Source organism: Dulcicalothrix desertica PCC 7102 (assembly GCF_003991905.1).
GTDB lineage: Bacteria > Cyanobacteriota > Cyanobacteriia > Cyanobacteriales > Nostocaceae > Dulcicalothrix > Dulcicalothrix desertica.
In genome coordinates, this window is sequence record NZ_RSCL01000003.1 from 390387 (window position 1) to 414854 (window position 24468).

The following is a 24468-nucleotide window of genomic DNA, read 5'->3' on the forward strand; positions in this document are numbered from 1 at the left end:
CAAAACGCAACAGGATGTTTTTCAATTAAATATTGTAACAGGCAGCACAGATTTTTAGTTGACTTTTGAGAAAAAAAGTTAGACGCACTGGAAATTGTGCTGTTTTGTTGTTTTACCTGATTTTTTGGGGTTGTCCCCAGATAATACGCTCATTCTTGTAAATGGCAATTCCTGGTTTGGCGCCTTTAGGTTTGTAGACGTGCTTTGGTTGAGTATACACTACAGGAACCTGTTCACTTTGACGCGCACGGCTATAGTAAGCTGCGAGGTTAGCGGTGTGTTGTAAATCAACTTCATCAGGTACATTACCAGCTTGGAGACGTAAAAGCACGTGACTGCCAGGAATTTCTTGAGTGTGGAACCATAAATCGTAATCATTTGCAAAGCGAAAAGTCAGTTGGTCGTTTTGACGGTTGTTACGACCGATTAAAACTTCAAGTCCACCCGGAGTCTGGAAACGTCTAAAGTTAATATCTTTACTTTTATCATTGCTGCGACTGCGGTAGCCTGTATCTTCAAGGTATTTTTGAGAGACAAGCTCATCACGAATTTCTTCGAGGGTTTCCAAATCTTCGCTAGTTGAATAACTTTCAATTTGAGAAACAGCAGCTTCAACTTGTTCCAAATACTCAATTTCGGCTTCTACATCGGCAAGTAACGGTTCTACAGCACCACGGGCACGCTTCAGCTTTTGATGCTGTTTATAAAGCATTTGCGCGTTAATCACAGCATTTTTATCAGGTTCTAGGGGAATAGTAACAGGTTTGCCCGTCTCAAAATCATCCAACGTTATTTTATCCATTCCAGGCGCCCACTCATGTAGATACGCCATTAATAAATCAGCATAGTACCGATATTCATCTGCGCGTTCGCTTTGTGCCAACCTTTCTTTAAACGTGTTTGCCTTCTGCCGCAACTTCTCCAACAGATTATTTAGCTTTTGCGTCAACTGATGCCGCAACTGCGAAAATATTAATTGATTAAACTCAGTTGTATAGTAATCATTTAATAGTTCTTGAGTACTATTTGCTTTTTTAATTCCACCCCAACCTAATACTGTATAACCAGACTCTAAATAAACTGGTTCAAACTGGTTAGCTTCGACTCGATGTAACCATTCTTGCCAACGTTGAAAGAATTTTTCCCACTCAAGAGTATTTAGTTTATCGGTAGTCGCATCCAAATCAATATTCGCTGCAACTAACATCGACTGTATTAACATCGGTGAAAGACCGCGATAATTTTTGAGCAACTGTTTTTTCAAGGCGCCAGGTACTAGACTTACCCGTTCATGCCAACGTTCAAAAGACTCATTCAAACTGGGGATAGTATTAGTCATACTGGGAGGCGCCTCATACATCTGCCCAGTCAATACTGTACGAACGCTCGATTGCTGTTGATTTACTTGATGTGCAGTAGTAATAATCTCATTTTTGGCATTAGTAAGCACAACATTACTGTACTTACCCATGATTTCTATATATATATGATATACAGCATCTTCACCAGGGCGCCGAGCGAACTGTAAATCAACAACTCGTTCCCAAGCAGCAATAGTTTCAACTTTAACAAGTGCCAAACCATTAAGCTGACTAACTAGCTGTTGACTAAAAGTAAAAGTATCAGGAACTCTAGGAGGTGGAGAACCAATATGCAAACGCGCAGCTTGAGGATGCCAAGAAACCTCCAACCACCCCCGTCCCTTTAAAGTACGTAAAGCAATAGAAATAGTATTGCGGTCACGCTGGTAAACTTGTTCAACGCGCGAGGGTATCCAAGTTTCGCGCAGTTCGTTACAAACCGCAGTGAGAGTAGTAAAGTCAAAAGATTGCACAGCGATTTGTCCGTTTACATCAACCTACAAACCCCAGTATAACAATCATTCTTATCACTCTTGTGGAACAGGCATCCCTGCCTGTTTATTCTCTCAATTGTCATGAGTCGGGCACGTTAACGCAGTTTTCCCGAAGGGTAGCATCTTAAAGATTCGCTTATAATACTATACTTAAATCACAAGCATCTTATTTGACCACAAAGACACAGAGGGCACAGAGAGAGAATAATTGGCGCCTATAAAAGTTCAGGTATCATTCGTAAAATTCACGCATTATAGAGACAGAATTAACTCGGTCTCTAAATCTACGCATCTTTTATAATTGATCTAGGACTATGATATTCTCTCTGTACCTCTGTAGTAAATAGTAGTGGTTCATGCCATTATTTTTGGAGGTAAGAGGAATGAACCGCAAAGACGCAAAGAACGCAAAGGAAGAATTATTAAGATATAAACCACTACTTTAAAAATATGGCATCAAATGAATTAAATATTAGCAATATCTTTGAAAGAGATGGTATCCATCTATTCATTTGGGAACCAAACCTTATCGTGTTACCCATCCCAGATAATCGCTTAGATTCCTACACTTCAGTAGAAATTAGACTATGACCGAGAAACCAAAAGTAAAAACTTAATAAATGGTCTCTGGATGGGAATGGTATGTACACCTAAAATAGATATAGAAATAAAAAATAAGCGTTGAATCCCCCGATTTTTATTTATAATTTAATTAGTTACCTTTAAAACCTTCTCTAACATGACATCTTTTGGCCCAGACAATAACAATAATCTTGAACTAAATGGAATTAAATTTCAAACGCTTATATCTGAGTGTGAACTGCAAATTCCACTAAAACAACCTGGTAAAAAAACTAAACTTCAGCTAGGCATTGAAATTACTAACAACACAGAAATCCCTCATTGCTTTCTCCTTTTCTTCGGGCGCCCAAAATTCCTTCAAGCCAATAAACAAAACCTGCCACGCTTTGGGCCGAATGTAAATGGTAGTTACAATCCCCAAAAATCAGACTTTAAAATATTGGCGCCGGGAGAAAGCGCGTCTCTGCTAGTAGAAGGGTATTTTTGCTGGGAGGACAATAAATTAAAATATGTATTTCGTGAACCAGGTGGTCAAAATTGGATATTTTATGATTTTAATCATGGCGAATATTGGGTTCAATTTACTTATGAAAATCAACACCCTGCATAGGAACAGAGAGGGGGTTACAGCGACCCTATAGATTTGAAACCAGTGTGGGAAAACCAAATTTACAATAACCCTAGAAGTGACATATATAAAATAGAAGATGTTTGGGTAGGGGAGATACATACACATCCTACTAAATTTAATCTCATACAGAAATCGCTATAGTAACAAATATGACATTTAATAGCAAAGACTTGGAAGTAAATGATATTCCTATAGAAATATGGTTGCCAGACCTGATAGTACTACCTATCCCTGAAAATAAACCTGGCACTAACACTTATATGCAAATAGATTTACATCTTACCAACAATGCAAGAACCTCTTTTCGCTTCAACCCTAAAAAATTAATCCCAGAAGTTATCACATCGGACGGTCAAATATTGCCACAGCTACCCGATACAAATGAATCTTCAGCAAGTTTTTTATATAGACTAACTCATTTAATATCAAACTTAAGCAGTCCGTTTAAACAAGATAATTATTTAATAGTTCAGCCCAGAATAACTACGACTGTTTGCATAAACACAAAGCTCTTTTGGCAGAATAACTTGCTAACTCTCGAATTTCACGCTTGCGACTTCAATTTACTTATATCTAGACACTATTGGTTTTTTGATAAACTGCACCCAGGAAAATATCAAATTCGGTTTAATTATTTAAATTCTTATAAAAAGATAGTTTACTCAGACGGTACAAAAGTCAAAATAGCAACAAAATTAAAAAATCTTTACTTAGTCCAACCCCTATTAGCTGAACCCAATATAGTAGAAGTTGACGGTATTCGGCTTGAAACTATTATACCAGAAAAAATAATAACAATACCAAAACAAGAACGGGGAGCAGAAACTTTAGTAAAGTTAGGGATGAGTATTACGAATAACACCCAAACTCCCTTTCGCTTCGATTTCTTTGCCACTTTAATACCTCAAATAGTAGGAGCAGATGGTCTAGCATTACAAAGAAATTACTCTACTACGTTCCTTCAATCTCCTAGAGAATGTGATTTTCCTTCTTCTATGCCAGGGGAAAGTGTGACTCTTTTTCCATATGCAAAACTCATTTGGCTCAAGCGTGGGCGCCTAGGATTAAAAATTACTGCTGGAGATGGCGGTTATTGGCATTTTTGTAACATTCAACCAGGTGTATATCGGGTGCGATTCATATACAGCAAACGAAACGAGTGGGCGCCAACAAACCAAATAAGCACAAGTAAAAAATCATTAGAATGGATTTGTAAGAATACAGTACCCACACCCTTTGTAGAAATTTGTTTAAGTGAAAACAGTTAAAATTACAAGTTTAATAGTGCATAAAAGCTTGAAAACAAGGGTAACTATAATGACATAAAGTGAATTTGTAAATAGCAACGACCTTGAAGTAATAAATTGAAATATTGTTTAGTTATAACACTAATGGTCTGTATCATCAAATTTAGTGAGCTATATCTTAAAAATTCTTCCTTCGTGTCCTTTGTGTCTTTGTGGTTAATTCCTATTGACCACATAATATAATAATTATGAGGATATCAAATATGACATTTGATGATTTAAATAGCACACAGGTAGAACTCATCAATTCCAATATAATACAATTTCCTACTAGAGTACATCCTATCTCAGAAAACAAAAATGGGGTTAATATTCCAATCAAATTATATGTAAGTATTAACCACAATAATCAAGAATATTTTAATCTTAACTCCTTACAAGCATTTGTTCCAGAGCTTTTAACATCAGATTGTCAAATAGTACAGGGACACTTAGTCACTAATAAGATTATCACTAATAATTTGGAAAACAATCATAATACACAATCAAATTGGTGGAAAGTTAGACCTAATTGTCGTACAACCTTTATTTTAACAGCAAGCCTTTTTTGGCAAGATAATTCTTTGCAGTTAAAAATTCCTACTATTCCTGACTATTATGTGCTTAGTTCTGTTAACCCTAATTATTTCTGGCAATTTGATGCACTTGAAGCAGAAACTTATCAGCTTCGATTTATTTTGAACACTGAAGTTCAAATTAGTTCAGGAATATTAGCAACACCTTGAGAGAACCTGCGTCTAGTTCAAACCTTATTATCTGATAGTACAGCCATAGAAGTTGATGGGGTTTTATTCAAAATAGAAATGCCGTCTGTACTGGCTATTCCTTCAAGACTATTTAGAACTAAAGCTAATGTAAAACTAGGCATTCACGTGACTAACCAGACATCAGCCCCTATAAAGTTTAACCAATCACATTCTATTCATGTAACCCTAATCAATGAAGAGGGTAAAGAAATAAATTACCTGAGTGACATGATAAGACCTGGACTAGGGAAAGAACCACAATATTATTTGGTACAACCAGGAGAAAGTGCATTTTTTGATTTAGAAGGAATGCTTTCATGGTATCAAGGTCAACTTCAACTTGCAGTTTCTAATAAAGCTAGGGGATTAACAGGTTGTGGTTTTTATTATTTTCCTAATCTCTTCATAGGTGTATATCAGATGCAAGTTACATATCGTCATCCTGTATCTAGAGCAAGGCGCCCTGAAGAAAACGTTTTAGAAAAAGTTTGCCCTGGGTGTGTAGCTATGCCATTTGTAGAATTTCGTATTGCCTAGATTGCCCATTATGTAGAGACTAAACATGTTTAGTCTCTACGAGAATTTTATTACAGTTACGTTACCGAATATTACATCACATCTATTTCTCCGCTCTTCGTAATGTTCCAAGATGACAGTCTACTGATTACTTATTCAATCTCTTCTTTAACTCAGCCTCTAGCTGTTCATCTGTACTAACCACAACTCTACCTGGTTTTGCTCGCATAATAGCAAGGTAGTGTTGAAAAGCATCTTCATCATCAGGATGCTGCTTTACATAATTCCTTAGTTCAGATTCACTTAACTGTTCGTAATTACTCATTGAATTATTTCCTCTCCATTACTTAAAATTTCTACTTGAAGTGTTTCACCAATAAGTACTACAACTCTTTGTGAGCGCCTATCATACCTTGTTAACTCAACTGATTGTAGTAGGTTGCTTATTCGCACGCATAAACTGTAGAAAGCTTTTACCTGTTCAATTGTAGGCCCATCTAACTGAATGTCTCTGGTCATGCTGCTTCCTTTACATGAATCAGCAAATCAGAGACTTGGCAGTCTAAAACCTCACACAGCTTATCTAATATGTCTAAAGATACCCTCCTGATCACGTTTTGCTCAATTTTTTGGATATAGGAGACAGACACACCGCTTGCTATAGCAAGTTTTTCCTGTGAAAGTTCGCGTTTTTTTCTTATGTCCTTAAGAGTAATAATCACTGACATTATTTGAATTTATACTACTATGTTGCCATTCATCTAACTAGCCCGGTACTTACTAGCAATAAACACACGTAATATACGAGCAAGTGGTTAAGGCTTTTGATACACCTCGATTATATCCTAATCTTGCTACCCCGCTACGTATTAGTTTTTTTTAAACGCTTTACTCATAAGGCGCCAAAACTTCAATAAAGTTAGGTATTCGCGCTACTAATAATACATTAGTTCCGCTTTGCTTTCAACGATTAAGCTCTCTAACTCCAATTTTAAAAGGGGATAAAGGTAAAATTATAGAACCGGACTGCGATATGATGAGACTTTGGGTAAGTGAAGGGGCACTTTATTACTCAGCAATGCCAGGTGCAAGTACTTTTTTTGTTCTAGATAGTAGACTATATAGAAATTTTTTAAACCAGCTTCAACTGGCAATTCCTAACGAAGCAGGTGGTTTCTGGTACTTTCGTAACCTCAAATTAGGTAAATATCAACTTCATTTTATCTATGAAGTGGCTACGGCGCCAACAACAATGTACCAACCAGAAGATTCGGTGTCAGAAAATTTATGGACTGGTTGTGTAGTTATGCCACCTGTAGAGTTCAGCATTGTTAGATGATAAGTTGAATAGCAAATTCAGGTTTGTTTATTTTTAGTATGTATTTAGGTTTCCTGTTAAGCATGAAGTATATAAAGGCGGGCAAGGATGCCCGCTCCACAAGAGATAAACTAATTGAATGTGTACTTTACTTGACAAGGAACTGCTATAGTATCTGTGAAAAAGCCACTTTTTAGAAACGCTATTATTATCTGTCTTGTGTGTTTGCTATTGAGCAGTACACAATCACTATCTGAGGCGCAATGGACTACTGCAATGGAAACTGAGTTTCAGCAGCGTTCAAAGGAAGTAATTACAAAACTTGCAGGTAGTAATTACGGTACGACATCGTTTGAAAGCGAGAAAAAATCTTACCCTAAAGCAATGATTGACTTTCTTGCTGGAAATAAACAAAAAGCAATCGCGTTTTTACAATCTGAAGATGCTGATGCTCAAAGCCACAGTCATACACTAGGTATAGACTTTTACTCAAGTTTTACTCTTAAAGGGCAAGTTCGCAAATACTTCTACTTTGGTAAATATCTTGACCCTGCATATCGCCAGCGTATGAAGCGCGCAATGAAAATTTTTACAGAGTTTGACCCATTAGATAAATATTTTCCTACACAACGTAAGTTTTGGGCTAATTCAATCGATAATTGTAATAGTTGGGTTGATTGTCGCAATACCGATAACCTCAAAGCGATGCGAGAGGTTGCAGTATATTTGTTTGCTGAAGAAACTGGTAATAAAGAAACACGCGAACTATATAAAAAACGCATTATTAAAAATGTCCGCACTCTCTACCAAATTGGACAAGGTGAGTGGGACTCAGAAAATTACTTGGGACATGCTGTTACTACATATGTAAATCTTTATGATTTTGCTAAAGACAAAGAAGTAAAATCAATAGCAAAAGCCGCACTCGATTGGTATTTTACATCCGGCGCCGTTAAATATTGGCGAGGTGCATTTAGTGGCCCATCAAAACGCGATTATAACCAAGGTAATTGTACATGGTGTTCCCTTGCTACACATGAATTAGGATTATATTTTGGCGATTCACCCATTGGAGATTCCAACCCTTCCCCAGATAGTGTGCATTTAATTACCAGTAGTTACCGTCCACCTGCCGCAGTTGTCGCATTAGCAAGAAAGCAATTTTCTAAGCCATTAGAATTGTTGAATTCCAAACCAACTTATGAAAACTGGAAACCAGGAGGAGACAGCAAACCTCAATTCCACGAAACTTTATACTTCGGTCATACATTCCAACTAGGTACACTAGCACAAGGTTCTGGTGGAGATTGGAATGGGTTTAAAATGATGGCTTTTAATAAACAGCGTGGTGTAGATTATTTCATTGCTGCCACTGGTAACGACGCAACCCAAATATCAACCAGTTCCATTGGTAAAGACAATGTTGCTCAATACCGCAATTTAGTTATTTGGTTAAATGATAAACCAAAGGCGCCGTTTCAATTCTTCTTACCCAAGTCGGTAAAAATAGAAACCAAAAAAGTCAAAACATTTATTCGGTATGAAAAAACCTGGTTAGCACTAACACCCATTAATTTAACAGTCGAGGGTATTAATCAAACTGCAACCGAAAAAATTAAGCAGCGTTATCCAAACGACCAAATTATAACTGCAACAGGCACAAATTCAACTTCAGGATTTGCGCTTGAAGTTGGGGAACAGGAAACTCATAAAAGTTGGGAGCAGTTTAAACAGTCTGTAGTGTCTAAGTCACGCTTAAATTTAAATCAAATTAGTAATGGAATAGTTGAATATCAAGGAGTTACAGGAAAAGTAAAACTCCAATATCAAGGTGAAGCTTTACCCAAAGTTTGGAGAAACGGACAATTTCACGATTGGCGCCAACACTACAAAGTTTACCAGAATGCAACAGCAGCGCAAACCCCTATTTATCAAGGATGGAAAGAAGGTAAGCTAATTGTTGAAGCTGGTGGATACAAGTTTAAAACCCAATCTGAATAATTGACCTCTATTAAAATAATAGACCATTAGAAATCCCCCCTACCCCTTAGTAAAGGGGGTACAAGAGTATTTAATGCTCATTCCTGAAGCAAGAGCGCGGTATTTTTAGTTTCTTCAACTAAATTAAGATTTGGTAATCATTATTAAGTAGATTTTAAAAATAGATTTAAAAGATGATGCCCAACCTTGGGATTGAACTGATAGTCATTTAAATCGTCTTCACCAGATAGTAATCGGAACGCATTCGGCTTTATAATTGCATTCCAATTCCTTGTTTTCGTGCAAATCGAGCAGTTACACTTGTTTGTACCCAAGCTTAAGTCTATGTCCGCTTCAAATCGAACTGCACCGCTGCGGACAACTTCCAATATAGGTTTTAAGCATTACAGCCTCTTCCTACACTGCTTTTACCAAAACACCATCTCCCTCAATTTTAATTGCGTAGGTTGCCAGGGGGTCTGTGGCAGGTCCTGCTAACACCTTACCATCTGCCGCAAATGCCGATTTATGGCAGGGACACAAAAATTTATTTTCTGTTGCCTTCCAATTGACTTTACAACCTTGATGAGTACAGGTAGGATTAACGGCAACGAGATTTTTTGCTTTTGATGTACCCACAACCAACACTGAACCCACAGGCGAGTTTTCATTTAGTAACTGACCAGTTTTATCTAATTCGGCAACTTTACCAATATTTTGCCAATCTTTTGAAGTAGTCGTTGTGGATTTTTCAGGACTGCAAGCTGCAAGCGCAAGTGGAAGAGAAGAGGCTATTCCACCAACACCAAACAAAGTTATAAAATCACGGCGATTCATAAAACGTTAAATTTCTATTATTTTCATTTTTTTCTTTAGCCTAACTAAACTAGCACATTCGGGCTTGCGAACAATTACATAAGTATACTCCGAACGGGTAAAATCTAGACTTTTGTCATGCTGAGGTACGAAGCATCTTAAAGATTTTAGCTTGCTTTAAAAGTAAAGTTTTAACCCGTTTTTAGTATAAATAAGCACGCTCGCTTCACCATAAAAATTAGTTTACGACATCCTGGGGAGGCGCCCGCGCGCACTTTCTACCAATACCTTAAAAATATTCTAATAAGTACTAACACTAACTAAGTCCGAGTGTAGTATGACTATAGTAGGCACAACCAGCCTTGCAGCAATAAGGTCAGGAACCGAGCTTGTTAAAGAAAAAATTAAATTAGATACTGATACAGACATTCCTGTTGAATTAAAATTAGTTAATGACCGTGGGAATCACTGGTTATGGAAACCTTACAACATTATGCTGCTTGAGGATTATAAAAATGCACTTAGGCAGGTTGGAGAAAAATTATATAAAATTAATTATAAGTACAATATATTGTTTAGGAAAAGAAAATGAAACTATCCTTTAAAGATATGCAATTTCTTATTGAAGCGATTGATAACTTAATAAAAATATACTAACTGTAAATTCTGTTTAAAGCCTCGGTTAAATTTGACATATAATTATTGTATTTTGAATATTAATATTATACTCATACTATAACTTTTGATATTGGTTATTCAAATATATTTACATAAGCTTAAAAAAATCAAATGCTGGTAATACAATCTTAAAGTTACGAATCACTTCATTATAGGCGCCTTTCATTCGTCACATTTTTGTGTTAACCTAGATGAAATAAAGTATACAACTTGCGTTGAAACAGTGACAGAGTTTAAGAACGGAAGGTAAGACAATGGCATTCAGTAATTATAAAAGTATTAGCGCGGTTATCAAAAAATTTCAAATAAAGTACGTACAAGCTAACTTTATGCAGGAATTATATTTTCCTGTTAAAGACTCTTTTAAAGAAGAATTAGATTTATTATTCGCAGATGGAGTTGTTGATAACTCCGAAGATGCAATTTGTGAAAACCTAATTTATCCAGTTTTAAAGGAAGTTTGGAAACCTTACCGACAAAAACTAACGCTTTGGAGTCATGAAACACTGTCTTACGATGAAGATTTATCAGGTGTTCCTGATTATACGGTAACAAAAAGAAATCCTTTGAGTACTATTGTATTTGATAAACCTTATTTTTTAGCCGTTGAAGCCAAACAAGACAAATTTGAAGAAGGTTGGGGTCAGTGTTTGGCTGAAATGATAGCAGTGCAGCGAATCAACAACAATTTTGATTCAGATGTATTCGGGATTGTTTCCAATGGTAAAATATGGCAGTTCGGTAAGTTAAACTCTGATTTGTTTACTAGAAACAAAGATTTGTATGCTATTCAAGATTTAAATAAGTTATTTGCGGCTGTCAACTATATTTTTCAACAGTGCGATTCGCAAATATTGTAGTTCGCATCTCATTTTATTATATATCCACAAATCCACGCGCAATGGCATTTTCATCATCGACAGTTAGATAGTCATTTTCATCCATAACTCTAATTTCTGGCTGTTTGCTCAAATTAGACAGCGCTTCGTAAATTTTGTAATCTTGACCTTTCGGTATATCCCAAACAAACAAGGTTATATTCGACCAATAATTTAAAGGTTTTGAATTGGTCAAATCACCAATTACAGCAATTCTTTCTATATTAAAGTCACTACGTAATAACTTTGCAGCTTGATGTGCTAGTTCCCACCACTGCGCTTTACGCTCTGAGTCCTGCTGCTCAAGTAAAAAACGCTGTTTAATAGCACTTATCCAAGCTTTTGGAGGTAATACTTTAATACTACTCGTTAACCCAAATGTCATTAACAGCATTCCAATTAAATTACGAATACCAATTTCTCCGCCAATTCTAGGTTTACCGTCCCAAAATTCAAACTTTGCTGGTGGCGCCCAACAAATATACTGCTCAAAACTAATTGGTGTTGGTGTAAGCTGTAAATCTGGGGCAAACGCCTTCCTACCCCAACCTAAACCATCTTTAATACTTGGGACTTTCTGATAAGGTTGTTCGGGAACTTCCAAAGTAAACAACTTTTGATCTAAACTACTGCCATACCAATTATCTTCACACCAAAGCTGTTCCGGATGGAAAACCAAACCGGGAATACTGCTGGGACGATAGCAATTATCTGCATCAACTCCGCGCGCTTGGTAAATACCCTCATTCAAATTTAGAAATTCTGTTTGTTGTGTTTTTCCGTCAATTATCCAATATTCCAGTGCTCCCGCAGCAGCATAAAAATCACGCTTGATAACGCGGTCAGCATATTCGTGACCAGGACGCACAATTTCTATAACTAGTTCTGCTGCTCCAGATAAATACCACGAATAAAGTTGATTTCGAGTACTATTATTAGTAAAAAACATCACATCTGGCGTAAACCCATTATCTCCCAGACGCATGACAAAATCTCGGCTGTAGCTACTACCACCAATAAGTTGAGCTATTCGCCACAACCCTGTTGAAAGTTCTTGACGAATTTCATTATGGTTATTTTCATCACCTCTATAGCTTCTACCAATGTAGCAAGAATGTTCAAGCGGTCACACTCAGGTGTATTTGGTTGTACATCAAAAAGTACTTCTATTTCAGAAAGTGCTGCACGATAATCAGCCTCTGTTTTGATAGGACGCAGTTCAATCATCGTAATATCAATGTTTTGGCAGACTATAGCTACATATTGAATATCAGTACATACGCTCTTGTCAATTATACTTTACAAAAATAATTATGAAAATATGATTAGAGCATTTGTTTTGTGCTGGTACTTACCACAGGTTATGTATAAATAACTCAATACTAAACGTTGAGATTATGCGTAAATTATCTGTAGTTAGTGCTTTTGCGCTACTGCTAGTTAACCCTTGCCTTTCCATTGCCGCTACAAAACCAACTCAAATATCTGCTTTTTGTGGTAATGAGCTACAAAAAACTGGTTACGATAGGATTTTTTTGCTGACCTATGATTTAGATTCGATGATATCTAATGGTAAAGTTGAGTCAAGTATTGCTCAAATTAATAAAATTATAGATATTGCTCTTACCTCTAAAAGTAAAAGTTTATCTGATGACCTTGGACGCTTGTTAGGAGATGATTTTACTTGGCGCCAAAATTCTCACATTGAGCGTTTAATAAAGGTAACTCCCACAGCAAAGAAAAGTTTGATTTTGGCAATGCTGGATAATATATCAGGACGGATACAAAGTCTTGATGCTGGCTATAGCAGTATTAAAATTAAAGCTTTTGCACAATTAGCTACCATTTATCATAGTTTAGGCGCCAAAGAGAAACCCAGCATATTATTAAACCAAGCAGTACAAATATCAGCAGGAGTTCGGCTCACTGAAATGCGGGCAACTTTATTAACTAGAATTGCGCGAACTTATATAGATATCGGTCAACCTACACTAGCACAAAAAACTTTAGCACAATCGTACCAGGTAGCATTGCAGTTTGATAAAGAGACAAAAGATAAAAAGCGTGAGTTTCATCCTTCTCATCCTATCGCTTATACATATGCAGAATTAGGTGACTTTGAGCGTGCGTTGGATGTTGCCAAGTCTATATCTAACAGGTACCGACAGGATGAAACTTTAGGCGCCATAGGAGGTCAGTATATAAAAATCAATCAGTTAGAACAAGCACAAGAACTTCTTCCAGCTATTATTAGCGAAAGAGAAAAAGCCAAACTACTTGGACAGCTTGCTGTAGCTTATAGTCGTAGCAAAAATTTAAATCTAGCAGACCAATTATTTAACCAAGCAGTAAAATTTGCTAGTGCAAACATTCTGAATGACTTTTATTTAGCAGAAATTATTACTTCCTACGCAAAAGCAGGGCAGATAGATACTGCATCGCAAGTAGTAAACTTTATTCGAGGTGCTTTCGATAAAGGGAACACACGTCTTGCTATAGCAACTGAGTATCGCAAACGAAACCAACTAGTTTCAGCCAAGCAAAGTGTTGAAACGATGCTTCGTTCAATACAAGACGAAGATTTTATGTTGATTGAAATGTTAATACGAAGAGCAATTGAAACTGATAATACAAATAATAACTCTTTGTTTAATTCTTTATTAATTAAGTTAAAAACTCGTCCCGATATTTTAGCAAATTTGGGTAGAGTCGCTATTCAACAGAATCAACTCGATTTTGCTTATGCAATAGCTCAAACTATCGATAAATCAGAGAACCACGAAATAAATCAACTATTTTCTCGTGTCGCAGTTGCTTATGCTAATGCCAAGCAACCAGACAAAGCTATACAAGCAGCGCTTAAAGCCAATAATGTAGATATTATGCCATATCAAGTATATGGATTAGCCAAAACTACTACTGCTTTTCAAAAAGCTGGGCAAACAACCCTTGCTGAAACAACTTTTAACCAAGCAATACAAAATGCCAATGCTTTATCAGATTCAAGGCTTCGTGCTGTAGCATTAACAATAATCGCGCGCAAGTACAACTCAGCAGGGCAAAAGCAACTGGGGCAACAGTTTTTAACACAAGCAATTCAAACAGTAAAATCTAATGTGGCGCCGGATGGTAAACAAAAAGCTGAGTTGATAGGGCTAATATTAAATATACTACTAGAAACAAAACAATTTGACCAAGCGCTGCAAGTAGCAATTGAATTTTCTAACCCTGAATTAAATAAAGGGAATTTTTCTGGTATTGCAACTGGCGCCTTACAAGATGGACAGGATGATTTAGCATTGAAAGCAGCACAATTTGAAACAAATAAAAAATTCAAAGCTCGTAGTTTAATTGATATTGCCAAATTCCAAATATGGCGCCTTTCTGAATCTAAAGGTATCGCGACTTTAGACCAAGCCTTACTCGTAGCACAAACAATACCACAGGATAGTGATACAAATTCAATTCAATATACCGATAGTCGAGCTAGCTTGCTTGAAGAGATTGCACTGCTATATGCTCAAATTGGGCAAAATAAGCAAGCTTTGCAGGTCGCAATGGCTCAAAATGCTTCTGAAATTAATCGTGTTAAACAGCGTATTAGTTGTTATTAAAGATATTAATCCCTTTGGGCAAGCATTGTTACAATGCTACCATACCCTTTATGTTACGAGCGCAAACGGCTATGATGACTCAAGTAATGGTTCAACCTTCATCCTGGGTAGAGTCAGGAATCAAAATTAGTCAAGTTAGAAATCTTAAGTTGTTCAAATTTACCGACGAACTACAATCACGCTTGGAAGAACTCAATGCTACTAAAAAAGCTGGTATGCTTAACTTAGAACAAGAAGCTGAATTAACGGGAATTTTAGAACTCGATAGAATCTTTACTTTGCTCAATGCCAAAATAATTGCTGATTCATGACTATTAATGATGTAACTAGAAAACTAGTTAGAAAAAGGGCGAAATATCTTTGCGAATATTGCCACTTTTTAGAAGAAGCAGCTTTATTTGCTATTGATCATATAATTCCGTAGTCTCTTCCCAATTCCACTTCGGAGCTTAATAATTTAGCTTTGCCGTGTCAACGTTGTAATGGATACCACTACAATTTTACAACAGGTGTTGACCCAGAAACGGGAAATATAGTTTCACTTTTTAATCCTCGTCAACAAAATTGGGCAGATCATTTTATTTGGGCGCCAGATGGTTGAAAAATTATCGGTACTACTCCGACAGGACGAGCGTAATCGTTTAGACTTAAATGATGAACGAAACAATGAAGGTTCAATTATAAAAGCACGTCGTCTTTGGATAAAAGGTGGTTGGCATCCACCTTTAGAAGACCCGCGACGAGAAAGTTAAGATTTATTACTTCTTCAAGACAAATTCTAAGAAGCTCTCTCCTCTGTGCCCTCTGCGCTCTGCCGTGACATTGTTGATGGTGCGTAACGGTTGATGATTTTAAGTTTTGATCTGAATTTGTAATGCAGTTACGCACCCTACGCGCAATCAATTCCTATGTGAATCCTGTGTGTAATTTAATACAAGATGAGTGGGATGCGTTTTCTCTTGCCCTGTGCCAAAAAATAAACATATATAAGGCGGGCAGGGATGCCCGCTCCACAAGATTACAAAAATACAAGTTTATGCTACTAAGGCGCCCAATTTCTCTAATAAAGGTTTGGTTGATACGATGTGTCGTTCTAGACCTAGTTCTTTTGGACTAATACCTAGTGCTAAGGCTATTAGTTGGGGTAAGTGTAGTATAGGTAAACCTAGTTTTTGACCGATAACTTTTTCGACTTCGGGTTGACGTGAGTCTAAGTTAAGGTGACACAAAGGGCAAGGTGTAACTATACAGTCGGCGCCAGATTCGATAGCATCTTGGATATGATTACCTGCCATTTTAAATGATTCGGTGGTGGCGTAACTGGAAAGCGGCCAGCCACAGCATTGTGTACGACCTCGGTAGTATATTGGTGTTGCCCCAACTGCTCGAAACACATTTTCCATTGCTTCGGGTCGGAAGGGGTTATCGTAACTGTTTTTAGAAGCGCGCAGCAAGTAACAGCCATAAAACGCAGCGCATTTTAACCCGCTTAATTTACGAGTCACGCGGTTTTGAATTTCTTCTAGTCCGTAGTCTGCTACTAAAGCATATAGAAGGTGCTTAACTTCGGTACTGCCGCGATATGGTAAACAGCCTTCTTTTTGCAATAACCCGTTTACTTTATTGATATAGTTTGGGTTACTTTGTTGGGCTTCTTTTAAACTTTCATCAACATGTCCTATCACACCTTGGCACGTACTGCAATGGGTTAATAGAGGCAAATTTAGTTCTTCAGCTAGTGCAATATTACGCGCATTAACTGTGTCTTCGAGTAGTTGCGAGTCTTCTTTAAAAGTGCCAGAACCACAGCAAGAAGCTTTTTTAAGTTCTACTAGCTCGATATTAAGCGCACGTGCCAAAGCAGTAGTAGACAAATGAAGCTCTCCACAGGCGCCTTGAGCAACACAACCTGGAAAATAAGCGTACTTTAATCTTTGAGATAGCATAGTAATTACTGTTTTATCATTGCCACAAGTATAGCGATTCGGCGCCTTCGGTCTTGAAGCGTGTGAATCAAAAAATTAAGTGATAAGAAACATTAAGCGTGAGAGAGCGCATCGGATGTTATATGCTTGGGTTTGTGTATTTAATGTTTTATTCGTATGTGAAAAAATAGAAATATAAATCGAGTGATATTAACTGGGGTTTGCGTGTACGCGCGAAGAGCGCTTTTCAGATAAGATGTAATATGCTTTTAAAGCAATCGCCCACGACAAGCGCATTATAGCAACTGGTTGAGGAATTTAACTATGAGCCAAACGGAAACTTTTGAGAAGGTCAAAAAAATTGTAGCTGACCAACTGAGTGTAGAAGCGTCTACTATCAACCCCCAATCCAACTTTGCCAACGACCTAGGTGCAGATTCACTTGATACTGTTGAACTAGTAATGGCGTTGGAAGAAGAGTTCGATATCGAAATCCCTGATGAAGCCGCTGAAAAGATTACCACGGTTCAAGAAGCTGTGGACTACATCAATAACAAAGTTGCCGCATCCGCATAAAAGAGTGAAAAGTGCTGAGTGCTGAGTAAAAAGTTAGGAGTTAGGAGTTAGGAGTTAGGAGTTATTAATTTTACTTTCCTACTCAGCACTTAGCACGACTCACTCAGCACTCAGTACTCAGCACTCAGCACTTAATTAGAGCCACCTGAACTATCGTCATGACAGAAGATTTTAAACGTAAACGTGTTGTTGTAACTGGTGTTGGCGCTATTACACCAATTGGTAATAATCCATCGGAATATTGGGACGGACTTACGAGTGGACGCAATGGTATCGGCAACATAACCCTTTTCGATGCCAGGAGTCACGACTGCCGTATAGCCGGTGAGGTCAAAAACTTTGACCCGCAAGATTTTATGGACCGCAAAGAAGCCAAGCGGATGGATCGGTTTTCGCAATTTGGGGTTTCAGCAGCAAAACAGGCACTTCTAGACGCTCAATTAGTTATCAATGACCTGAACGCTGAACAAATCGGTGTCATGATTGGTTCGGGTATTGGTGGCTTAAAAGTGATGGAAGAACAGCAAACTATTTACCTCAACCGAGGTCCCGACCGCTGTAGTCCTTTTATGGTGCCGATGATGATTGCCAATATGGCATCGGGTTTAACCGCGATTCATACTGGCGCCAAGGGGCCAAATTCCTGTCCAGTAACTGCTTGTGCAGCAGGTTCAAACGCGATTGGTGATGCGTTTCGGTTGGTGCAAGGTGGATATGCCCAAGCGATGATTTGTGGTGGTGCAGAAGCAGCGATTACGCCTTTATCGATAGCTGGTTTTGCTGCATGTAGAGCGCTTTCGCTTCGTAATGATGACCCCACAACAGCATCGCGTCCCTTTGACTTAAACCGCGATGGATTTGTAATGGGCGAAGGTTCGGGTATTTTAGTATTGGAAGAATTACAACATGCTTTAAGCCGAGGCGCCCGCATTTACGCGGAAATCGTTGGTTATGGTATGACGTGCGATGCTTTCCACTATACATCCCCACCACCCGGTCATGAAGGCGCCGCCAGAGCAATGCGAATGGCACTCAAAGATGCGGCAATTTCTACGACCGATGTGAGCTACATTAACGCTCACGGTACCAGTACCCCAGCCAACGATTCTGCAGAAAGCACCGCCGTTAAAACCGTGTTTTCTGAACATGCTAAAAAATTAGCAGTTAGTTCAACAAAATCGATGACCGGACACCTTTTAGGCGCCTCCGGTGGTATAGAAGCAGTAGCATCTGTACTCTCTATAGCCAACGACCGGGTTCCACCCACAATTAACCACAAAACCCCAGACCCAGAATGTGATTTAGACTACGTAGCAAACGTTAGCCGAGAACTAAAAGTTGATGTTGCATTATCCAACTCATTTGGTTTCGGTGGACACAATGTCGCGCTAGTCTTTAAGAAGTACGTCCCTTAGTAATTCGCTTCAGGGATGATGAGATAAGTTGCTTAAAAAAATTAAAATTTCTTTAGGCAATGTGAAGTCAGAGAGTGCTAACCCGTCGTTAAGAACAATCGTATTATGGCTGTTGCAACCCAAACCCCCACCAAGACCCTAGAAGAAATTTGTATTAACTCGATTCGCTTTTTGGCAGTCGATGCCGTAGAAAAAGCAAAGTCTGGACACCCAGGATTGCCAATGGGCGCCGCTCCAATGGCATTTGTACTCTGGGATAAATTCATGCGGGTTAATCCCAAAAATCCAAAGTGGTTTAACCGCGACCGTTTCGTATTATCCGCAGGTCACGGGTGTATGTTGCAGTATGCACTGCTATACCTAAGTGGATTTGATAGCGTGACGATAGAGGATATCAAGCAGTTCCGTCAATGGGGGTCACGCACCCCTGGACACCCAGAAAACTTTGTAACAGCAGGTATCGAAGTTACTACCGGGCCATTAGGACAAGGTATTGCTAATGCAGTCGGTTTAGCAATGGCAGAAGCTCACCTAGCAGCAAAGTTCAACAAACCTGATGCCAAAATCGTTGACCACTACACCTACGTAATACTAGGTGATGGTTGTAACATGGAAGGGGTTTCTGGTGAAGCGTGTTCTTTTGCAGGACACTTGGGATTAGGAAAATTAATAGCTCTGTACGACGATAACCACATCTCAATTGATGGTTCTACAGATGTAGCATTCACTGAAGACGTTTCTAAGCGTTTTGAAGCATACGGTTGGCATGTACTACACGTCGAAGACGGTAATACAGATTTAGAAGGAATTGCAAAAGCAATTGAAGAAGCAAAATCTGTTACAGATAAGCCTTCAATGATTAAGGTGACAACTCTCATTGGTTATGGTTCACCCAACAAGCAAAATACTGCTGGTGTTCACGGCGCCGCATTAGGTGGTGATGAAGTAGCACTTACCCGTCAAAATTTAGGATGGGAACATGAGCCTTTCGTTATACCTCAAGATGCTCTCGACCACATGCAAAAAGCTATTGAGCGTGGTGCCAAAGCCGAAAGCGAATGGAACAAAGCTTTAAGTGACTATAAATCTAAGTACGCTTCTGAAGCAGCTGAATTTGAACGTTATGTTAGCGGCAAACTTCCTGATGGTTGGGAAAAGGTATTACCTACCTACACTCCTGAAGACAAAGGTGTTGCAACTCGTAAACATTCCGAAACTTGTCTTAACAAATTAGCAACAGTACTACCTGAGTTAATTGGTGGTTCGGCTGACTTAACCCACTCTAACTTGACCGAAATTAAAGGTAAGGGTGACTTCCAAAAAGGACATTACGAAAACCCCAACGTTCACTATGGTGTACGTGAACATGGTATGGGCGCCATTGTTAATGGTATGGCACTGCATGGTTCAGGTTTAATACCTTACGGTGCGACCTTCTTAATTTTCACCGACTACATGCGTGCAGCTATCCGCTTATCTGCTTTATCCGAAGCTGGGTCAATATGGGTAATGACTCACGACTCAATTGGACAAGGTGAAGACGGACCAACACACCAACCAGTTGAAACAATTGCTTCATTACGCGCAATTCCTGAACTCACAGTAATTCGTCCTGCTGATGGTACCGAAACTTCAGGCGCCTATAAAGTAGCAATTGAAAAATCAAAAGCTAATGCTCCTACATTACTAGCTTTCACCCGTCAAAACGTACCTAACTTAGCAGGTTCGTCAATTGAAGGAGTAACAAAAGGCGCCTACACAATTGTAGATAGCCAAGGAACACCCGACATTATCTTAATTGGTACAGGTTCCGAAGTTAGCCTTTGTGTAACCGCAGCAGAAAAACTCACCAGCGAAGGTAAGAAAGTTCGTGTAGTTTCAATGCCCTCTTGGGAATTATTTGAAGCTCAAGACGCAGCTTATAAAGAATCAGTTCTACCTAAAGCTGTTACCAAGCGCGTATCTGTAGAAGCAGGTGTAAGCTTCGGTTGGCACAAATACGTCGGTACCGAAGGCGCCACCGTTAGCATCGACACATTCGGTGCATCGGCGCCTGGTCCAGTTTGTATGGAAAAATTCGGCTTCACCGTTGACAACGTACTAGCAACAGCTAAAAAAGTACTAGGCTAATTCTTCCAACATTCGTGTATGTACTAAATACACCTCTTGTGGGATGGGCATCCTTGCCCGTCCCTTTTTTTCAAAGCATTCATAACTCACAATAGTACCGTTTGTAAAACTTAACCCATCTATGAAGCAGTGCTAACTTACTTGGCTTTAAGCTAGTAGAACATAGAAGTTTTTTAGAATGCCATTCTTTATAGCCAGCAATCTGAATTTTAGGATGGAAAAACAATTTTAAATTTTTTGGACTAATGCCCAAAAGATCAAGGTCAAATAAAGTGTGTAAATCAGCACGAAGAAGCAAACCGTTTTCTGGATGGGTATTGTTAGGATACCCAATGGCAACATAGTCTTTATCACTTACTAGATAGTTTTTATCACTTACTAGATAGTGTTTTTTATAAGAAAACTCTGCTCGTTCACATTCTCTAATATTATATTGGTTATTGAGATGAGTAGTTTTTTAAAATGTTTACAGCTAAAAATTCTTGGATTGAGCAAATTTATCAATACATTGAGCATTACTACTGGTGTCCACAAGACCTTACATTAAATGGTAGTAAATTAATCAACCAAAGTTTTGTTTGAAATAACTCTTCATAACTCCTCTTGTGGAGCGGGCATCCCTGCCCGCCCTCCCCTCCCCAAACCCTTCACAACAACCTATGTCAATCACCAAAATAGCAGACAAACTTCGCAGTTTCGATTTAATCACAGAACAAACCTATCAAAAAGTAAAGCAATTAATAGAATTGTCTGACATGACCCGTTCAACACTAATGTACGAAGTAAAAAAAGATGCAGCCAAGCGCTACCCTAAGTTTTTTAATGAAAAAGAAAGACAACTAACAACAAATACCATTGATAGAATCATCAGCTTTCTTGAAAAAATCAATTTATTAAAACATCTACAACCATAAAAAATAATTGAAGCCAAACAAAATATCAAGCAAAGTTATATTACACAACCTACCCAAATTTTGACAGCATTTGATAGTTTAGTTGCAACAACTGACTGGGAACCAGATGATATAGAAGGTATTTATCGTCAACGTATCCAAACATTTGTCAATGCTTTACATGGAGCATTTACACCTACAAACATCACTTTTGAATGGAAAAGTACAACAATTGCACAACTTGCTTTAACTTTCAACGAGCGGCGCCACAGCATAAAGCTTCAGTTTCGCGGTCAATCTTTAGACGATAACAAATTTTTCGCTTTTATTCAACAGATAATACAAGAAAATAACTCAGAAGGTAAATTTTACCCAGTTTACGAAGAATCTTATTCTATCGGCTACATATTTCTTAATGATTTACAAAAAGCAATGCTAGAACAAGAATCTAATATTTTAAATTTTGGATAGGCAATATTTGCTATAATAAAACAAACTGTAAAAAAATATATATGAATCTAACAATGTTATCTACACCCACTCCTTTAGAAACTAATCCTGATGGAGTGGTTCTCGTAGGTAAAACTCGTGTGACCTTAGATACTGTAGTTGCTGTCTTCAATCAAGGTGCAACGGCAGAAGAGATCGTTTTTCGTTATCCATCGCTTAAGCTAGCTGATGTATACGCTACAATTGCGTTTTACCTTAATCACCAGCAAGAAGTTGAAGAATATTTACAGCAACGACGACAGAAAGGACAAGCTGTTCGTGAGATAAATCAGGCAAAATTTGACCCTCAAGGGTTGCGTGATAGATTGCTTGCTCGTAAGGCTTCCCGTTCAGCATGTTAAAATTACTTGCCGACGAAAATTTTAATAATATTGTTGTTAGAGGGCTGCTACGACGTAATCCCAATATAGATATTGTACGAGTTCAGGATGTTGGTTTGTCTGGCAAAGATGACACAACAGTGTTGGAATGGGCATCTCAGGAAAACCGAATTTTGCTTACACATGACGTTGCTACAGTTACCTACTATGCTTATAAACGGGTAAGACAAGGACAATCAATGCCAGGAGTTCTTGAGGTAGAGGTAGATGCACCAGTTGGTCAGGTAATAGAAGATATTATTACAATTATAGAGTGTAGTTATGAGCAGGAGTTAGAAGGGCAAATTCAGTATCTTCCTCTATAAATTATTTATCATAGCAAAAAAACTACCGTGTTAATTATTATCAGTTAAACTCAATACTCATGAAGATTGTTACTCATGAAGATTGTTGACAACAAATATAAATATCTTCTTAAAAAATGGTATTATCATCCAAAATTTTTACTAATACTCCAATCAATACACAAGAAATATCTCAGGAGCTTTTAGACATTCAAGATAAGCAGCGTAGCAATCCTTTACCGTGGAAAGGACAATTTTCCCCACAATTAATTGAGACACTCATCAAAAAATATGCTAACAATAATAGTATTATTTTTGACCCATTTCTTGGTAGTGGAACTGTTTTGTGTGAAGCGGCAAGATTTGGTTTAGAAGCTCATGGAACAGAAATAAATCCAGCAGCCTTAATACTTGCTAGTAGTTACAAATTTATTAATATACCTCAAAGACAGCGTAATATTTATACTAGTAATTTCATAGAGCAGATAAGAAGTAAGATTCCTGATGATACAATGCCACTGTTCCAAAATATAAGTATACAAAAGGATTTAACATCTAATTACATTAAAGAGGAATTAGTGCAACTTGCACTCAATAGTGAGGAAAGTTTTATTAAGCTCTTGCATGAGATTTTAGTTATTTTATTAGACTTTGGGAATACAGAGTTAACAAGCTTAAAAGTTTTTACAATCGCGAATACAATCAGCGCTTTTGTTAATAAATTGCCTTACTCAGCAAAAAATATAAATACTTATAATTATGATTCTAGAAACACTCCGTTAGAAGAAGCTAAAGTAAATCTTGTTATCACCTCCCCTCCTTATATTAACGTATTCAATTATCATCAAGAATATCGTGCATCTACTGAAGCACTACAATGGAACCTTTTAGAAGTTGCTAAATCTGAATTTGGTTCTAACCGTAAACATAGAAATAATAGATTTTTAACAGTCATTCAATACTGCTTAGATATGGCTACTACTTTTCAAGAACTTTTACGTATATGTAACTTTAATAGTCGGATAATATTTATTGTTGGTAAAGAATCAAATGTCAGAGGTACAGCTTTTTATAATGGTGAGCTAGTTACAGAAATAGCTCATCAAGTATTTGGACTTGATTTACACATACGCCAAGAAAGGAAATTTTTAAATCGTTATGGGCAAATAATCAAAGAAGATATTTTGCATTTTAAAAAGCGTGAAAAAAAATCTTATTATAATCTAAATTTAGAAACCGCAAGAGCAGTTGCGGTTAGATCATTAGAAGCTGCCTATACACAAGCCACTGATGATATAAAAACTGATATTAGAGACGCTATAGCAAAAGCTGAAAAAGTCCAACCATCGCCTTATTATAATGCTAAAAAATCGCGCAGTTTTAATTAGCCTGTATACGCAAAAAAAATTATGTTTGATTTACCTACACCACACG

At 37.7% G+C, this 24468-nt stretch carries 30 protein-coding genes; 21 read left to right on the forward strand and 9 right to left on the reverse strand.

Annotation, left to right across the window (positions count from 1 at the left end; all coding sequences use genetic code 11):
- Positions 1-112: 112 nt before the first annotated feature.
- Complete coding sequence (locus DSM106972_RS08470) at positions 113-1834, reverse strand: Rqc2 family fibronectin-binding protein (RefSeq protein ID WP_127080278.1); 1722 nt, start codon at positions 1832-1834, stop codon at positions 113-115.
- A 471-nt stretch (positions 1835-2305) separates the two neighbouring features.
- Here DSM106972_RS08470 and DSM106972_RS53245 point away from each other — a divergent pair, with 471 nt between their 5' ends.
- From DSM106972_RS53245 to DSM106972_RS08490, 5 genes are all read left to right on the forward strand, one after another.
- Positions 2306-2446, forward strand: coding sequence for a hypothetical protein (locus DSM106972_RS53245; protein WP_186538898.1), 141 nt, complete (start codon positions 2306-2308; stop codon positions 2444-2446).
- A 148-nt stretch (positions 2447-2594) separates the two neighbouring features.
- A complete protein-coding gene (locus tag DSM106972_RS08475) occupies positions 2595-3047 on the forward strand; it encodes a hypothetical protein (RefSeq protein WP_233787739.1) in 453 nt (150 codons plus the stop codon).
- 170 nt (positions 3048-3217) lie between these two features.
- Complete coding sequence (locus DSM106972_RS08480) at positions 3218-4336, forward strand: hypothetical protein (protein WP_127080279.1); 1119 nt, start codon at positions 3218-3220, stop codon at positions 4334-4336.
- 242 nt (positions 4337-4578) lie between these two features.
- The gene (locus tag DSM106972_RS08485; protein ID WP_127080280.1) at positions 4579-5100 is read left to right on the forward strand and encodes a hypothetical protein; all 522 of its coding nucleotides are present in this window, start codon (positions 4579-4581) and stop codon (positions 5098-5100) included.
- Positions 5101-5178: 78 nt separating this feature from the next.
- Entirely contained in the window at positions 5179-5658 is a 480-nt protein-coding gene (locus tag DSM106972_RS08490) for a hypothetical protein (RefSeq protein ID WP_127080281.1), read from the forward strand.
- Positions 5659-5785: 127 nt separating this feature from the next.
- Here DSM106972_RS08490 and DSM106972_RS52140 read toward each other — a convergent pair whose 3' ends face one another.
- From DSM106972_RS52140 to DSM106972_RS55705, 3 genes are read right to left on the reverse strand one after another with little or no spacing between them, the layout of a single operon-like run.
- A complete protein-coding gene (locus DSM106972_RS52140) occupies positions 5786-5962 on the reverse strand; it encodes a DUF6887 family protein (RefSeq protein ID WP_170213564.1) in 177 nt (58 codons plus the stop codon).
- On the reverse strand, positions 5959-6156 hold the full coding sequence (locus tag DSM106972_RS08495) for a DUF6888 family protein (protein ID WP_127080282.1): 198 nt from the start codon (positions 6154-6156) through the stop codon (positions 5959-5961). Before DSM106972_RS08495 ends, DSM106972_RS52140 begins: the two co-directional genes overlap by 4 nt.
- Positions 6153-6365: a helix-turn-helix domain-containing protein gene (locus tag DSM106972_RS55705; RefSeq protein ID WP_127080283.1), complete on the reverse strand. Its 213-nt coding sequence runs from the start codon at positions 6363-6365 to the stop codon at positions 6153-6155. Before DSM106972_RS55705 ends, DSM106972_RS08495 begins: the two co-directional genes overlap by 4 nt.
- A 305-nt stretch (positions 6366-6670) precedes the next feature.
- Between DSM106972_RS55705 and DSM106972_RS08505 the strand changes: the two genes are divergently transcribed.
- Positions 6671-6976 (forward strand): hypothetical protein, encoded by a 306-nt coding sequence (locus tag DSM106972_RS08505; protein ID WP_127080284.1) that lies wholly within the window; start codon positions 6671-6673, stop codon positions 6974-6976.
- Between the two features lie 255 nt (positions 6977-7231).
- Positions 7232-8956: a hypothetical protein gene (locus DSM106972_RS08510; RefSeq protein WP_127080285.1), complete on the forward strand. Its 1725-nt coding sequence runs from the start codon at positions 7232-7234 to the stop codon at positions 8954-8956.
- Positions 8957-9352: 396 nt separating this feature from the next.
- On the opposite strand, the gene DSM106972_RS08520 is transcribed toward DSM106972_RS08510, so the two are convergent.
- Positions 9353-9772, reverse strand: coding sequence for a QcrA and Rieske domain-containing protein (locus DSM106972_RS08520; RefSeq protein WP_127080286.1), 420 nt, complete (start codon positions 9770-9772; stop codon positions 9353-9355).
- A gap of 316 nt (positions 9773-10088) precedes the next feature.
- Here DSM106972_RS08520 and DSM106972_RS08525 point away from each other — a divergent pair, with 316 nt between their 5' ends.
- Together DSM106972_RS08525 and DSM106972_RS08530 are read left to right on the forward strand one after the other, a co-directional pair.
- On the forward strand, positions 10089-10343 hold the full coding sequence (locus tag DSM106972_RS08525) for a hypothetical protein (RefSeq protein ID WP_127080287.1): 255 nt from the start codon (positions 10089-10091) through the stop codon (positions 10341-10343).
- A 340-nt stretch (positions 10344-10683) separates the two neighbouring features.
- Positions 10684-11289, forward strand: a complete 606-nt coding sequence (locus tag DSM106972_RS08530; RefSeq protein WP_127080288.1) for a hypothetical protein — start codon at positions 10684-10686, stop codon at positions 11287-11289.
- A 16-nt stretch (positions 11290-11305) separates the two neighbouring features.
- Here DSM106972_RS08530 and DSM106972_RS08535 read toward each other — a convergent pair whose 3' ends face one another.
- Together DSM106972_RS08535 and DSM106972_RS08540 are read right to left on the reverse strand one after the other, a co-directional pair.
- Positions 11306-12346, reverse strand: coding sequence for a Uma2 family endonuclease (locus DSM106972_RS08535; RefSeq protein ID WP_233787740.1), 1041 nt, complete (start codon positions 12344-12346; stop codon positions 11306-11308).
- Positions 12334-12534, reverse strand: coding sequence for a transcriptional regulator (locus tag DSM106972_RS08540; protein WP_127080290.1), 201 nt, complete (start codon positions 12532-12534; stop codon positions 12334-12336). The genes DSM106972_RS08535 and DSM106972_RS08540 overlap by 13 nt, the downstream gene beginning before the upstream one ends.
- Before the next feature lie 170 nt (positions 12535-12704).
- Here DSM106972_RS08540 and DSM106972_RS08545 point away from each other — a divergent pair, with 170 nt between their 5' ends.
- The 4 genes from DSM106972_RS08545 to DSM106972_RS55320 all read left to right on the forward strand — a co-directional run bounded on the left by DSM106972_RS08545 (position 12705) and on the right by DSM106972_RS55320 (position 15673).
- Entirely contained in the window at positions 12705-14921 is a 2217-nt protein-coding gene (locus DSM106972_RS08545; protein WP_127080291.1) for a tetratricopeptide repeat protein, read from the forward strand.
- 71 nt (positions 14922-14992) lie between these two features.
- A complete protein-coding gene (locus tag DSM106972_RS08550) occupies positions 14993-15232 on the forward strand; it encodes a hypothetical protein (protein ID WP_127080292.1) in 240 nt (79 codons plus the stop codon).
- 152 nt (positions 15233-15384) lie between these two features.
- The gene (locus tag DSM106972_RS55315) at positions 15385-15522 is read left to right on the forward strand and encodes a hypothetical protein (RefSeq protein WP_325052166.1); all 138 of its coding nucleotides are present in this window, start codon (positions 15385-15387) and stop codon (positions 15520-15522) included.
- Entirely contained in the window at positions 15515-15673 is a 159-nt protein-coding gene (locus tag DSM106972_RS55320) for a hypothetical protein (protein WP_158632784.1), read from the forward strand. The genes DSM106972_RS55315 and DSM106972_RS55320 overlap by 8 nt, the downstream gene beginning before the upstream one ends.
- Before the next feature lie 282 nt (positions 15674-15955).
- On the opposite strand, the gene DSM106972_RS08555 is transcribed toward DSM106972_RS55320, so the two are convergent.
- Positions 15956-16867, reverse strand: a complete 912-nt coding sequence (locus tag DSM106972_RS08555; protein WP_127080293.1) for a CoB--CoM heterodisulfide reductase iron-sulfur subunit B family protein — start codon at positions 16865-16867, stop codon at positions 15956-15958.
- A 303-nt stretch (positions 16868-17170) separates the two neighbouring features.
- On the opposite strand from DSM106972_RS08555, the gene acpP reads away from it, so the two are divergent.
- The 3 genes from acpP (at position 17171) to tkt (ending at position 20967) form a co-directional block, all read left to right on the forward strand.
- The gene (acpP, locus tag DSM106972_RS08560; RefSeq protein ID WP_096691644.1) at positions 17171-17422 is read left to right on the forward strand and encodes an acyl carrier protein; all 252 of its coding nucleotides are present in this window, start codon (positions 17171-17173) and stop codon (positions 17420-17422) included.
- Positions 17423-17580: 158 nt separating this feature from the next.
- Entirely contained in the window at positions 17581-18837 is a 1257-nt protein-coding gene (gene fabF / locus DSM106972_RS08565; RefSeq protein WP_127080294.1) for a beta-ketoacyl-ACP synthase II, read from the forward strand.
- Positions 18838-18942: 105 nt separating this feature from the next.
- Complete coding sequence (gene tkt, locus DSM106972_RS08570; RefSeq protein ID WP_127080295.1) at positions 18943-20967, forward strand: transketolase; 2025 nt, start codon at positions 18943-18945, stop codon at positions 20965-20967.
- 79 nt (positions 20968-21046) lie between these two features.
- On the opposite strand, the gene DSM106972_RS55710 is transcribed toward tkt, so the two are convergent.
- Positions 21047-21394, reverse strand: a complete 348-nt coding sequence (locus DSM106972_RS55710) for an HNH endonuclease (protein ID WP_127080419.1) — start codon at positions 21392-21394, stop codon at positions 21047-21049.
- Positions 21395-21626: 232 nt separating this feature from the next.
- On the opposite strand from DSM106972_RS55710, the gene DSM106972_RS08580 reads away from it, so the two are divergent.
- The 5 genes from DSM106972_RS08580 to DSM106972_RS08600 all read left to right on the forward strand — a co-directional run bounded on the left by DSM106972_RS08580 (position 21627) and on the right by DSM106972_RS08600 (position 24422).
- The gene (locus tag DSM106972_RS08580) at positions 21627-21881 is read left to right on the forward strand and encodes a hypothetical protein (protein WP_127080296.1); all 255 of its coding nucleotides are present in this window, start codon (positions 21627-21629) and stop codon (positions 21879-21881) included.
- A 60-nt stretch (positions 21882-21941) separates the two neighbouring features.
- The gene (locus DSM106972_RS08585) at positions 21942-22331 is read left to right on the forward strand and encodes a hypothetical protein (RefSeq protein ID WP_127080297.1); all 390 of its coding nucleotides are present in this window, start codon (positions 21942-21944) and stop codon (positions 22329-22331) included.
- Between the two features lie 41 nt (positions 22332-22372).
- Entirely contained in the window at positions 22373-22711 is a 339-nt protein-coding gene (locus DSM106972_RS08590) for a DUF433 domain-containing protein (protein WP_127080298.1), read from the forward strand.
- The gene (locus DSM106972_RS08595; protein WP_127080299.1) at positions 22705-23055 is read left to right on the forward strand and encodes a DUF5615 family PIN-like protein; all 351 of its coding nucleotides are present in this window, start codon (positions 22705-22707) and stop codon (positions 23053-23055) included. The genes DSM106972_RS08590 and DSM106972_RS08595 overlap by 7 nt, the downstream gene beginning before the upstream one ends.
- Before the next feature lie 116 nt (positions 23056-23171).
- Positions 23172-24422, forward strand: coding sequence for a DNA methyltransferase (locus DSM106972_RS08600; protein ID WP_127080300.1), 1251 nt, complete (start codon positions 23172-23174; stop codon positions 24420-24422).
- The last annotated feature ends 46 nt before the right edge of the window (positions 24423-24468 follow it).